This is a genomic window from Exiguobacterium alkaliphilum (assembly GCF_018138125.1).
Lineage (GTDB): Bacteria > Bacillota > Bacilli > Exiguobacteriales > Exiguobacteriaceae > Exiguobacterium > Exiguobacterium alkaliphilum.
In genome coordinates, this window is the sequence record NZ_CP073101.1 from 801,650 (window position 1) to 814,568 (window position 12,919).

Below are 12,919 nucleotides of genomic sequence, written 5' to 3' on the forward strand. Positions count from 1 at the left end.
TACAAAATCATCATCTCTCGAGTTTTCGCCGTTTCCAAATTAGACGAAGGAACAGGGTTCCAAGGATGAGGGCGATGGTGGCAAGAATCGTGTACATGACATGTGAGTACGACTCGACCCGTGCCAACCACATCTGCCAGTTAGCGCCGACATAGACCCCGATGTAGATGAGGACGGTGTTCCAAATAGCCGTACCGAGCGTCGTCAACGTCAGGAATTTGAGGAACGGCATGTTCGACATGCCGGCCGGAATCGAGATGAGACTCCTTACGACCGGAACGAACCGACCGAAGAAGACGAGGTTCGGTCCGAATCGGTCGAACCAAAGGTCTGCTTTGCGAACGTCTTCCGCTTTCAAATAGATGCGCTTACCGTAACGATTGACCCATGATTCGAGACGTTCTTCGTCGAAGACCAGACCGACACAATATAACGTGATTGCCCCGATGACGGAGCCTGCGGTCGCGACGGCGATCATCCAGCCGGGCATGAGTGTCGACGTTGTCGTCAAAAAGCCGCCGAACACTAAAATGAGCTCGGACGGGATGGGCGGGAAGACGTTCTCGATAAAGATGAGAAACAGCACGCCGAGATAGCCGAATTGTTCCATGATTTGTTGAATCCATTGTTCCACTTGAAAGTGCTCCTTATGTATGACGTCTCAATCTACTCTACGGCACGGTAAGGCGAGCGACCATCCGTCTCGAGGTTGAGATGGAGCTTTTGGCCGACACGTCCCGCAGGTTATGAAATGGATGTGTCCGGGAACAGTATCGGGTGAACGAAAAAGGAGGAAACCACATGAAATACTTAGTCACAGGGGCAACCGGGAAACTCGGTTCAAAGATTGTCGACGTCTTACAGATTATACGAGCAGGAAAGCCCATACCGGGCATAGCCCGCCTTTAGGCATGGGATGAACGTGAGTTCGGATGTGAAAAACATCCGACATTCGGGTATATATATCCCATAGACAAGTACAAGTCTCTAAAACGCCCGTGTCCATCGCTCCTTGAGAATCGTATCCGGTTCGGTCACGAAACCATGTGACCGGTAAAACGATGCCTGTCGTCATGCAAAAGACGCTAAAACATCAGGTGGACACACCTGTAACGACCTGTGGTTGATGGTAACAGTCAATCAGCCTGAGAACCTATATGGTCTGTCTCAGGAGGGGTGATGGCACACCCTCATCTGAAGGCTTGAGCAAAACAGAAATGGACTGCGCTCGCACAAGCACTTCAGAATCCCACTGCTTTAGCTGTGGGAGTGTCAATTCAATCAGTACCGGCGAGTGAAGTGGCGGTCAGCGTCCGCAACCCAGAGAAAGCGTCGCTATTGAAGGAAAGAGGTGTCGACGTGCGTCATGGCGACTTTGACAAGCCGGAGACGCTCGAAGCGGCGTTCAAAGGGGTCGAGCGACTCCTGATCATCTCAGCAGACGGAGACAACGACACCCGCATCCGCCAACATGCGAACGCAGTCGAAGCCGCAGAGGCAGCAGGGGTCAAGTTCATCGCCTATACGAGTCTCGCGGATGCCCAGCAGAGTCAGAACTTGATGGCACCGCCGCACGTTGAGACGGAAGGCGCAATTGAACGGACAGGAATCAAGCATGCGTTCCTGCGCAACAACTGGTACTTAGAGAACGAACTCGGAAGCATCCAAGACGTCCTCGCTGGTGCCCCGTGGGTGACGGCGGCTCGTGACGGGAAAGTCGGCTGGGCGCTCCAACAGGACTATGCCGAGGCGGCGGCGAACGTGCTCCTAGCAGACGATTTCGAGCAAGACATCTTCGAACTGTCGGGCCCGCTCCATACGCAAGCCGAGCTTGTCGAGGCGCTCGGGGAAGTCATCGGACGAGACGTCGAACTCCAAGAAGTGAGCCTTGAGGCGTATGAAGGCGCGATGCGCGGCGCCGGCGTGCCGGAAGGGGCCATCCCGATCGTCGTCGGCATTCAAGACAGCATCCGCAACGGCTCGCTCGAGGTCGAGTCAAACGATTTCGAACTTTTACTCGGCCGGCCGGTGACGCCATTAAAAGAAGCCCTTAAACAATTGATCGATACGTTATAAAACAAGCCGCGACTTTGCCGTCGCGGCTTGTTTTTACGTGTTGGCGCGTTGTTCGAGCTGTCCGGTCACGACGTCGAGCGTACCCGCGGTCGAGGCGAGCCGGTCCGACATGTGGCTCAGTTCTTTTTGAATCGCGACCTGTTCTTCCGTGGCTGACGCGACGTGCTCGATTTGACACTGGAGTTCGTTCGCGGCGACTTTCGTCGAGGCGAGCCGTGTCTCGAGAGCTTCCATTTGCGCCGTCACGTGTTGACGGGTCTCTTGGATGGACGTGATTTGTGCATCGATTTCAGAGACATCCTCGGTGAGGCGGGTGAAGACGGCCGTGACGTCCGACGCGACACTTTGGCAGTTCTCGGTCGCGTGTTTGAATAGCTTCGCCGAGTCGCGAACGACCGTCGTATCCTCCATTAATCCACCGAGCACGCGTGTCATCTCAGATGCGTACTCGCGGGATTGAACGGCGAGCTTCCCGACCTCTGCCGCGACGACGGCGAATCCACGTCCGGCCTCCCCAGCACGTGCTGCTTCGATTGAAGCGTTCAAGGCGAGCATGTTCGTCTGTTCCGAGATCGTCTCGACATGTTGCAAGATGGCTTGAATCTCGCTCGAACGGTTCGACATCGTCGAGACGACGTCATCAAGTCGCGTCGATTCGTCGATAATCTCTTCGACTTTCGCTTCCATGTGCCGCATGTCACGGTTACCCGCGACCGCGTCCGAGGCGATGCGCGACGAGGCGCTTGCCGTCTGGGCCATCCGTTCTTGGATGAGGGCGGTCAAGGAACGGATCGCTTGAATCTCGTCCGCCCCTTGCGTCATCGACGTCTGTTGATCGGTCGCATGCATGACGATCGGATCGACCGCGACAGCGATCTGTTCACCTGACTCGAGCGATTGACTCGCGGCGGCCTCGAGTTCGGCGGCATGTTCTTTTAGAGACGTCACGAGACGGCTCGCGTCCGCGACGGCTTGGTCGAGCAGGCGCTGCGTCTCGTCCTCGTTCGCTTTCACGCGGGCAGACTCCGCGTTTCTGAAATGAATCTGCGTGACGAGCACGGCGCTCAACAAAATCAGGTAGACGGCATGGACGAGAAGAAGGCTGAACGGATAGTCGCTCGTCCCGCAGATCATCTCGGGGAACAAGAAGTATCCGGCCAAATGCTGAACGGCGAAGATGAGGGTGCTGTAGACGATCAAGTCGATGCGGCGCATGAACGATAAGATCGCCAAGACGACGAAGATGGAGAAGTGATACTCGACGAGCCCTTGCCCGCCGGCGACGGTCGAGATGCTCGAAAACGTCAACGTCAGCATCATCCAGTACGGGAACGAGCGGGGAGATCGCCGTTCACTCACGACCATGAAGCCGAACAAGGCGATTGGGATAATGAACAATGCCCACGTCGCGACCGGATACGGATAGCCGGTGACGCCGTTTCGGAGCACGGTGTACGCGTAAGCGAAATCGGTGAAGCGGTGGAGCAGGTGGACGGTGATGGACGTCAAGACGATGACGAGCGTCGTGACGAGCATCAATTGATTGCGTTTCGTTGAACTCATACAGATTCCTCACATTCGTTTAGTAGTTCGATATGGCTACTTTATTATCGGATGAACGTCCCGAATGTTGATTGAAATTACACATTGGATGAGACGGGAAATCGAAAGAAGCGAGGGGCTCACGGCCTCTCGCTCATTTTCGTGACGTATTCGTGTTCCATTTGTTATAGAAGTTATACGGCGGCGTGGTGTCCGTGATCGTCGTGAACACGTATTGCTCTCGCTTCAAATGACGAAGGACGTAGTCGAGTGAGGCCGCGGACGTCGACTGGTCGTGCATCAAGACGACCGAGGCGACTTGTCTCGCGCGATTGGCGCGCACCTTTTGAATCGTGTCGAACTGAAGCAGGCGCGGGTCGTCTTTTCGTTTCCAATCGAGACTGTCGACGTTCCAGTCCCACATGAGGAATCCGGCTTTCGCCATGGCGTCGCGGTGCGGTTTCGTCATATGCGGCACACTGCCATACGGCACGCGTATGACGTTCGTCTTCACCCCGGTCGTTTGGAAGATGAGCTGCTGGACGTGCTTCATCTCCGTGACGGCGGACTTCGGTGTCTTGAAGAACGCCTTCTTGTCGTGGGTCATGCTGTGCAGACCGAGCGCGTGTCCTTCGGCGATAATTCGTTTCAACACGTCCTCGTTGCCTTTGATTTGCTTCCCGAGAATGAAGAACGTCGCTTTCACTTGATGTTTCTTCAATACGTCGAGCAACAACAGCGTCTCGGGACGGGGACCGTCGTCAAATGTCATATAGACGAACTGTTTGTCGTCGTGGCGGATCGCTTTCTCCGTAGCTGAAGCAGGCAAAGCCAAGCTGACGAATAGACAAAGCAATAGGCATGATACAAGCCATTTTCTCAATAGAATCGTGTCTCCCCACTCGAATTGATTCTCATTTCCATTCTCGATTGTACGGCAAGGAAGGGAGACGGTTCAATCGCTTCTTTCCACGAAAAGGGAATCAGATTTACGTTAATCCTAGCCACTTTTGGACAGGCTTTCGGAAATAGTAGGTGACCCCGATCAGACTCACGAAGACGAGGGCGGCGATGAAGACGGTCGTCACACTCCCCGAGGCGAGACTCGCTCCTAAAAAGCTATAGGCGAGCGTCCCGGGGATCATCCCGAGCACGGTCGCGAGGAGAAATGATCGGAAGCGGACTTTTGAGATGCCGGCCGCATAGCTGAGCAAATCGAAACTGACGAGCGGGATGAGCCGCAACACGAACACGTAGAGGAAACCGCGCTGTTCCATCTGCGTGAACAGCTTCTCCGACCACGGATAACGGTCGACGTTGAGCACCGAGCGGCCGAACAAGCGGGCCATGACGTACCCGGTCACGGCGGCAGCGGTCGCACCGACGATGATGTATAACACCCCGGGCCAGACACCGAACGCGAGCCCGGCACCGAGCGAGAGGACAGACGTCGGCAAGAAGATGAGCGGGCCGACCGCGTAGATGAGGATGAACACGAGCGGTCCCCACCAGCCGAACGACAAGACGACGTCACGCACGTCGGACGGACGTAACTCGTAATGGAAGTGCGTGAGGTAGAAGAGGCTTCCGAACAACATGAGCAGAAGACTGAGTTTGAGCCGACGTGGCATGAGAATCATTCCTTTCCAATCCGTTGCTCTTTTTCTAAGCGTATCGTATTTTTCCGTAAAGTGACGGTGAGCCAGCTTACAGAATATGCTCGCGATGTGTTCATCGGTCGATGAAAATGCAAACTTAGGTCAACGTATGTGCCATCTCGCTTCAGGATGACGTTCTTTCGCACGATAAAGCGTGTGGGAGGGATGATAGTGAAAAATTTAAACATGTCTAAGAAATTTGCGGTGCTCATCACCGTTTTCATCATGACGCTCGTCGTCATCGCCGCGCTCAGTCACACGCTCATCGGGCGAATGGCCGACGCGGGGGAAGAGATTTATCAAGAACGGTTGGTGCCGATTCGTGTGCTCGGTCAGATTCGCACGGACAACCGGGCGCTCGACGGGTACTTGCTGGAGTTGATGTTGACGTCCGACATCGACCGAAACAAGGAACTGCAGGCGAACATCACCGATCGCCGTAACAGCATCGGCAACAACTTGGCGCTATTCAACGACACGTTCTCATCGACGGACGAGACGGTGATGCAACAAGTCGAGAAGTTGAACCAAGAGATTGTCGCCTATTTGGAAGGGACAGAAGTCGTCTTGCAACCGGCGCTCCGTAACGAGAATGCAGCGGCCTACCGTGTGTATTTGGATGATTTGCGGTCGATCCGGTTGAACCTCGTCGAGACGGCCACGGTCGTCATGGACGGCATCAATCAAGAAGCCGAGGCGGCAAGTGTCGCGATGCAGGATGACCGAAACCGGTCGGTGCTCACGTTTTGGGTACTCGTCGCGATTGGTGCCCTCGCCTCGATCGGGCTCGGCGTGTACATCACACGTCTCGTCGTCCGTCCTGTCCGTGAGCTGAACGCGCTCATGGGGCGGGCTGGTGCAGGCGATTTGACGGTCGAGAGCACGTATTCGTCACGGGATGAGCTCGGTTCGCTCACTCTGTCATTCAATCAAATGAAAGACAACTTGCGCGAGCTGATCCACCAAGTTTCGCAGACGTCGGGCCGTGTCGCCGTGTCGTCGGACGATTTGAAGAACAATGTCGAAGAGACGACGAAGGCGACGGAGATGGTCGCCGTCACGATGGAAGAGATCGCCTCCGGATCGATGCGTCAATTGACGCGGGTGAAGGAATCGAACGATACGCTCACCGAACTGACGACCGGCATCCACCACGTCTCGAACAGTGCCCAGCAGATGACATCCTTATCGGAAGGGGCGCTTCAAAAGGTCGGGACCGGAAACGACCTCGTCGACACACTCGAAGATCAGCTCGAAGCGATGAATGAGAAAGTGAAGCTGTTGCAGGACGTGATCGAACAGCTCGACGTCCGCTCGCAAGAGATCGGGACGATTACCGGCACGATCTCCGGCATCGCCGAACAGACGAACTTGCTCGCCTTGAACGCGGCCATCGAAGCGGCCCGGGCCGGGGACCAAGGACGTGGCTTCGCCGTCGTCGCCTCGGAAGTCCGGAAGCTCGCCGAAGAGTCGGCCGTCGCGACGAAGCAGATCGCATCCTTGATCGGTGACACGCAGACCGAGACGAAGCAAGCGGTCGCGACGATGCATGTCGTCGAAGGGGACATGCGTCATAGTGTCGTCAACGTCCAACAGGCGGGCCTCGCGTTCGATGACATCAAGCAGGCAATCGAGGCGGTCGGCCAAAAAGTCGAAGAAGTGTCCGGAGCCGTCCAGGAGATGGCGGCCGGCGCGACCGAGATTTTGACGTCTGTGAACGAGATCCAAGGCATCACCGAGACGACCGCGACCGAGACGGAGAACACGTCGGCGGCGACGGAAGAACAGATGGCGTCGATGGAGGAAATCACGGCCTCGGCCCAAGAACTATCGAACATGGCGGACGAGATGCGCCAGATGACGAAGAAATTTATTGTCTGACGTGGCAAAATAAGTTCGAAAAGATAAATAGATTAAGATGTTGATAATGTTTTTTCGTATGTTCTCATGTAGTCGATGAAACGTCACCGTTTAAACGAGTAGAGTCTCTATTTCGATATACGCGTACGCGTCATATAAAACCCGCACTGGTTTGCCTGAACTGCTCCCCGTCAAGTAGACAGGGTAAATAATGAAAACCAGCCTAAGCGGCTTGAGACCTGTATTCGACAGGGCTCAAGCCGTTCAGTCGTTTCTGGAGACGATCGTGGTTGTAGAACGATATGTAGTTCTCGATGGCCGTTGTGAGTTCGCTATAGGCCTGGAACTCACGCAAGTAGTACATCTCCACTTTCAAGGTGCCCCAAAAACTCTCGATCGGGGCGTTGTCGATGCAACGTCCGACCCGGGACATGCTGCGGGTCATTCCCGCGTCTTCTACCATTCGTTTGAACCCTCTCGAGGTATATTGGAACCCTCGGTCGCTATGGATCATCGGACGTGCTCCTGTACGGAGCCCCGCGATGGCCGGCATCATCGTCTGGAAGACGAGAGCGTTGTTGTTGGACTTCCCGATGCGATAGGCGACGATCGAGCCGTCATACAGGTCGATGATCGCGCTCAGGTATGCCTTCTTCCCGGCACCATATTTGAACTCGGTGACGTCGGTGCACCATTTCTCGTCCGGTCGGGACGCGCTGAACTCTCGGTTCATCAGGTTCTCGGCCACGTGCTGCGGCGTTGACTTCTTATGCTTCTTCCGCTTCCGGCGGATGACCGATTGGATCCCATGGATATGCATCAAGCGATAGACTCGCTTTTCATTGAACGGGGACAGGCCTTGTTGCCGGCGCAGCCGGTTGATCGTCATCGTGATCCGACGGTACCCGTATGTGCCGTTCGCCTGGTCATAGAGTAGACGGATGTCCTCCAGAAGCTTCTCGTTCTCTTCTTGACGCACCGGTATGGTGCGATTCAACCATTTGTAATAGGCCGCCCGTGAGATGCCGGCGACTCGACAGAGGAGCACGATCGAAAGGGCCTCCTCTTCGTTCAATTCTTTGATGGCGATATATCGTTGCTGTAGCCGTACCTGGCTGATCATGACCTCCTCTCGATCTCCTCTAACTTTTTTAGAAACAAGATGTCCGCACGAAGAAGTTCGTTCTCAAGATCCATTTGCTGGATCCGGCGTTTCAGCTTCTCTTCTTCGCTTAGTTCGTCCTCTGGCTTCGTACGACCACGGCGGTCTAGGAGCGCTTCTGCCCCGTTCGTGTCATACTTTTTGATCCAGCCATACACCTGGGCATAGGACACCTGATATTGTTCCGCGGTCTGCTGGTAGTTGCGTCCATTCTCCAAACAGTATTTCACGATCTCAAGGCGCTCTTCGAATGTAGTTTTTCTTCCTTTTGTCATAGCTCGATCCATCCCTTTTCTCGAATCTGTTAACTCGCTATGACTAGTATACTTCTTAATCCATTTACGAAGAACAGACCAATCACTGATCTGATACTTGGAGAGTACCTCCATTCTAGTGAACCCCTCGAGATAGTCGCGGACGGCCGCGATTTTCAGTTCCTTGGTGTACAGTTTCCATGCCTTCGATTCCTTCAACGCATCGATCCCAACGGTATCGAATTTCACTTTCCACACCTGGAGGGTGTGCCTAGAGACGCCATGAGCCTCCATGATTTCTTTCCAAGTATATGTTTCTTCTTCCATCATGCGCAGCGCACTCAATTTTTGTTCGATCGTATGCCGACTTCTCGCCATAAAAAAACACTCCCCAATCAGATAAACAGATTTGTTATTTCGTCTGTCTACCTATTGGGGAGCATATCAGCCAGTGCGGGTTTTATAATTGAATCTTACGTTTTTTTGTTAACTGAACAAAAATAACATCATAACTTATCAACTTAATTTAATTAATGATATAAAAACAAAAAAACGAATTTTGTTTACTAAACATTGTTTATTTTATAGATTTAATGCGTTAGAATCAGAGTGTGGTGAAACTGATAAGGAGGGAATGACTATGAAAGACATGCTGAAATTGTCTGAAGCATTTACAAACACTTTTCAGAAGGACTTCGAACGGGTATTTTTTGCCCCTGGCAGAATCAATTTGATTGGAGAGCATATCGACTATAATGGGGGACACGTCTTTCCTGCGGCGTTGACGTTCGGGACATATGCGTTGGTACGACGTCGTACCGATCGACAGTGCCGTTTTTACTCGATGAATTTTCCGGAAGCTGGAGTGGTCACTGTCCCGTTAGGTGAGCTTGATTACCAAGACGCGCACGGGTGGGTGAATTATCCGAAAGCGATGCTCCGTTACATGCTTGATGGACGTGAACCGTCGTTCGGGTTGGACTTTCTGTATTTTGGCGATATCCCTAACGGTGCGGGCTTGTCTTCGTCGGCTTCGATTGAGTTGGTGACGGCGGTCGCTCTGAATGCGGTGTATGATTTGAACTTTGATCAACTTGATCTCGTCAAATTCGGACAACGCGCCGAAAATGAATACATCGGGGTCAACAGCGGGATCATGGACCAATATGCGGTCGGGATGGGCAAGAAAAATCAAGCGATGTTACTCGATTGCGATACGCTTGAATGTACGTATGCGCCGTTTGAGTTTGAGGATGTATTGGTCGTCATCATGAATACGAATAAGCGGCGTGAACTGGCCGACTCTAAATACAACGAGCGGCGACAAGAGTGTGACACGGCACTAAAAGTTCTCAATCAAGAATTGAATATTCGTGCGCTCTGTGATTTGGATAGTGCCACACTAGAAGAAAGACAAGATCGATTTGAAGATGAGACCATCTATCGCCGGGCAAGACACGTCGTCAGTGAAAATGAGCGCACACGTGAGGCGCTCCACGCTCTTCAGGCCGGTGACGTCCATCGCTTCGGAGAACTGATGGATGCCTCTCATCGCTCGTTGGATAAGGATTATGACGTGACCGGTGTCGAGTTGAACACATTGGTCGAGAGCGCATGGAGACATGGGGCGATTGGGGCGCGCATGACGGGCGCTGGTTTTGGAGGTTGTGCCATCGCTTTAGTACGGGAACATGAGAGTGCTCGTTTCATCGACGAAGTGACTGCGGACTATGAACGCCAAATCGGATATGCGCCGACTTGCTACGTCGCTTCTATCGGGGAAGGAGCCCATGAAATCAAAGGAGGGAGCATCTCATGAGTATTCTCGTTGTAGGGGGAGCCGGTTACATCGGCTCTCATGCAGTCTATCAACTGATTGATCGAGGCGAAGATGTCGTCGTCGTGGATAATTTGTCGACGGGACATCGCCGAGCGTTGCATCCGAATGCGACGTTTTATGAGGGGGATATCCGAGATAAAGCCTTTTTAGACAAGGTGTTCTCTCAAGAGCAGTTTGACCAAGTGATCCACTTTGCGGCAAATTCGCTCGTCGGCGAGTCGATGGAGAAACCGCTCGATTATTATGACAACAACGTCTATGGGACCCAGGTGTTGTTAGAGACGATGGTGAGACACGGTGTGCTTGAGATCGTTTTCTCTTCGACGGCAGCGACGTATGGCGATCAGGAAATCATGCCGATTGCCGAGTCGGCCCTGACACATCCGACGTCGACGTATGGTGAAACGAAGCTCGCGATGGAGAAGATGATGGGGTGGATCGGGAATGCCCATGGACTGCGCTATGTGGCTCTGCGCTATTTCAATGTGGCAGGGGCAAGGTCGGGAGGAGAGATTGGTGAGGACCATCATCCCGAGACACATCTCATTCCGCTCATTTTGGAAGTGGCGAACGGGAAACGGGACCACATCTCCATCTACGGAACGGATTACCCGACAGAAGACGGGACATGCATCCGTGACTATATCCACGTCGAAGACTTGGTAGATGCACATGTGCGTGCCCTCCACTATTTGCGTGACGGTCAGAAGAGTGACGTGTTCAATTTGGGATCGAATACGGGCTTCTCTGTCAATGAGATGATTCAGGCGGCCCGTCAAGTGACGGGACACGCGATTCCTGCTCAGGCGACGACACGCAGAGCTGGCGACCCCGCACGTCTCATTGCCTCTGCGGAAAAAGCGAAGCGAGTACTGGGGTGGGCTCCTGAAAGAACCGATATCACCCGTATCATCGCAGATGCATGGGCATGGCATGCCGCCCACCCTGACGGATATCGTGAGGTGGGACGATGAGTGCGCTTGTGAATGGACTCGTGGCGGCAACGCTAAAAAGTGGACTCATCCAGGAGCGGGATGTCATCTACGTGAAGAACCGGTTGCTCGCCATGACGGGGGCGACACCGAGCGATGAGACGACGAACGGTCGAATCCCGGAGCTCGTCGACCGATTGGTGGACGAGGCGGTGCGGAACGGTTTGACTGAGGACGGCCGGTCACAGCGGGATCGGTTTGCGGCAGACATGATGAACCAATTCATGCCACGCCCCTCGGAAGTAGAACGGGTGTTTTACGACAAGTACGCGACGGACCCGGTCATGGCGACGGATTACTTTTACCGGTTGTCGACGGACTCGAACTATATTCAGACAGAGCGAACGAAACAGAATATCTCTTATCAAGTAGATACAAGATATGGAATGGTCGACATCACGATCAACGTGTCGAAGCCAGAGAAAGATCCGAAAGAGATTGCACAACAGAAGAGCGTGAAGAAAGAGGGGACCCCGTACCCGAAGTGTCTCCTCTGTGTGGAAAATGAAGGGTACGAAGGGCGCTTAGATCATCCGGCGCGAGCCAATCATCGGCTTGTGCCGCTCGAACTCGGAGGCGAGGAATGGTATATGCAGTACTCGCCTTACGTCTATTACGACGAACACTGCATCTTATTGTCGGGTGAGCATCGAGATATGCGGATCGACCGTTCGTCGTTCGTCCGTCTGCTCGACTTTGTAGAGAAATTTCCGCATTACTTCGCGGGATCGAATGCCGACCTGCCGATTGTGGGCGGCTCGATTTTATCGCACGACCATTACCAAGCAGGACGATACACGTTTGCGATGGCGGAGGCGCGCGAGACAGGCCGATTCTCTTTTGAGGGATTCTCAGATGTGAGCGGACACACGTTGCTTTGGCCGTTGTCGGTCATTCGGTTGCGTAGCCAAAATCAGAACAGCCTCGTCGCGTGCGCGGATCGTGTCTTGTCGACTTGGCGCAACTATTCGGACGAAGCATGTCACATCTTGGCCCACACGGACGCCCCGCATAATACAATCACACCAATCGCACGAAAAAAAGGTGAGTTCTTCGAGTTGGATCTCGTTCTTCGAAACAACCGGACGACATCGGAACATCCACTCGGACTCTTCCATCCCCATGCAGATGTTCACCATATCAAACGAGAAAATATCGGATTGATCGAGGTGATGGGGCTTGCCGTGCTCCCGGCGAGGCTCCAAGCTGAGATGGACGAAGTTAAGAGATTTATTGTAGGAGAAACGGACAACGTACAAGATCTCCATCAAGATTGGGCTTGCGAATTGAAACGGGCATACGATGGAAGGGAGAATATCGAACGTTTCATCGAAATGGCCGTAGCCGAAAAATTTGTTAAGGGACTTGAGGACTGCGGCGTCTTTAAGCTGGACGAAAATGGACAACGAGGACTTCAGCGCTTTATTCAAGTAATTCAATCACGGGACTAAAGGGAGGCGGACAGGTGAAGACTTGTCTGCCTTTTACTTTACGGTTGAAACAAATCCTTCTGTTTAGTAAAATGAAATCACATT

At 53.3% G+C, this 12,919-nt stretch carries 10 protein-coding genes; 5 read left to right on the top strand and 5 right to left on the bottom strand.

Annotated features, from left to right (window positions below; translation table 11 throughout):
- Positions 1-10 precede the first annotated feature (10 nt).
- The gene (locus KB235_RS04295; protein ID WP_211780497.1) at positions 11-634 is read right to left on the bottom strand and encodes a DedA family protein; all 624 of its coding nucleotides are present in this window, start codon (positions 632-634) and stop codon (positions 11-13) included.
- Positions 635-1,263: 629 nt separating this feature from the next.
- Here KB235_RS04295 and KB235_RS04300 point away from each other — a divergent pair.
- On the top strand, positions 1,264-2,076 hold the full coding sequence (locus KB235_RS04300) for an NmrA family NAD(P)-binding protein (RefSeq protein ID WP_211780498.1): 813 nt from the start codon (positions 1,264-1,266) through the stop codon (positions 2,074-2,076).
- A 33-nt stretch (positions 2,077-2,109) separates the two neighbouring features.
- On the opposite strand, the gene KB235_RS04305 is transcribed toward KB235_RS04300, so the two are convergent.
- The 3 genes from KB235_RS04305 to KB235_RS04315 all read right to left on the bottom strand — a co-directional run bounded on the left by KB235_RS04305 (position 2,110) and on the right by KB235_RS04315 (position 5,249).
- Positions 2,110-3,639, bottom strand: a complete 1,530-nt coding sequence (locus KB235_RS04305; protein ID WP_211780499.1) for a methyl-accepting chemotaxis protein — start codon at positions 3,637-3,639, stop codon at positions 2,110-2,112.
- A 133-nt stretch (positions 3,640-3,772) separates the two neighbouring features.
- Positions 3,773-4,501, bottom strand: coding sequence for a polysaccharide deacetylase family protein (locus KB235_RS04310; RefSeq protein ID WP_211780500.1), 729 nt, complete (start codon positions 4,499-4,501; stop codon positions 3,773-3,775).
- Between the two features lie 106 nt (positions 4,502-4,607).
- Entirely contained in the window at positions 4,608-5,249 is a 642-nt protein-coding gene (locus KB235_RS04315) for a TVP38/TMEM64 family protein (protein ID WP_211780501.1), read from the bottom strand.
- 192 nt (positions 5,250-5,441) lie between these two features.
- Between KB235_RS04315 and KB235_RS04320 the strand changes: the two genes are divergently transcribed.
- Positions 5,442-7,157, top strand: coding sequence for a methyl-accepting chemotaxis protein (locus tag KB235_RS04320; RefSeq protein WP_246514332.1), 1,716 nt, complete (start codon positions 5,442-5,444; stop codon positions 7,155-7,157).
- 202 nt (positions 7,158-7,359) lie between these two features.
- Here the strand turns inward: KB235_RS04320 and KB235_RS04325 are convergent.
- Positions 7,360-8,930 (bottom strand): IS3-like element ISEnfa5 family transposase gene (locus KB235_RS04325; RefSeq protein ID WP_211780503.1). Its coding sequence is split into 2 segments (ribosomal slippage): positions 7,360-8,291 and positions 8,291-8,930, totalling 1,572 coding nucleotides; the frame shifts between segments, so codons are not numbered across the junction.
- 262 nt (positions 8,931-9,192) lie between these two features.
- Here KB235_RS04325 and KB235_RS04330 point away from each other — a divergent pair.
- Genes KB235_RS04330 through KB235_RS04340 form a run of 3 tightly spaced genes read left to right on the top strand, consistent with a single transcriptional unit; the run spans position 9,193 to position 12,835 of the window.
- Positions 9,193-10,371 carry a galactokinase gene (locus tag KB235_RS04330; RefSeq protein WP_371816211.1) on the top strand — a complete coding sequence of 393 codons (1,179 nt, stop codon included), beginning with the start codon at positions 9,193-9,195 and terminating at the stop codon, positions 10,369-10,371.
- The gene (gene galE, locus KB235_RS04335) at positions 10,368-11,366 is read left to right on the top strand and encodes a UDP-glucose 4-epimerase GalE (protein ID WP_211780504.1); all 999 of its coding nucleotides are present in this window, start codon (positions 10,368-10,370) and stop codon (positions 11,364-11,366) included. Before KB235_RS04330 ends, galE begins: the two co-directional genes overlap by 4 nt.
- On the top strand, positions 11,363-12,835 hold the full coding sequence (locus tag KB235_RS04340) for a UDP-glucose--hexose-1-phosphate uridylyltransferase (RefSeq protein WP_211780505.1): 1,473 nt from the start codon (positions 11,363-11,365) through the stop codon (positions 12,833-12,835). The genes galE and KB235_RS04340 overlap by 4 nt, the downstream gene beginning before the upstream one ends.
- Positions 12,836-12,919: the final 84 nt, after the last annotated feature.

Coding starts and splice junctions, on each gene's coding strand:
- galE (WP_211780504.1), top strand. CDS start 10,368: ATGAGTATTCTCGTTGTAGGGGGAGCCGGTTACATCGGCTCTCATGCA.
- KB235_RS04315 (WP_211780501.1), bottom strand. CDS start 5,249: ATGCCACGTCGGCTCAAACTCAGTCTTCTGCTCATGTTGTTCGGAAGC.
- KB235_RS04320 (WP_246514332.1), top strand. CDS start 5,442: ATGATAGTGAAAAATTTAAACATGTCTAAGAAATTTGCGGTGCTCATC.
- KB235_RS04305 (WP_211780499.1), bottom strand. CDS start 3,639: ATGAGTTCAACGAAACGCAATCAATTGATGCTCGTCACGACGCTCGTC.
- KB235_RS04340 (WP_211780505.1), top strand. CDS start 11,363: ATGAGTGCGCTTGTGAATGGACTCGTGGCGGCAACGCTAAAAAGTGGA.
- KB235_RS04330 (WP_371816211.1), top strand. CDS start 9,193: ATGAAAGACATGCTGAAATTGTCTGAAGCATTTACAAACACTTTTCAG.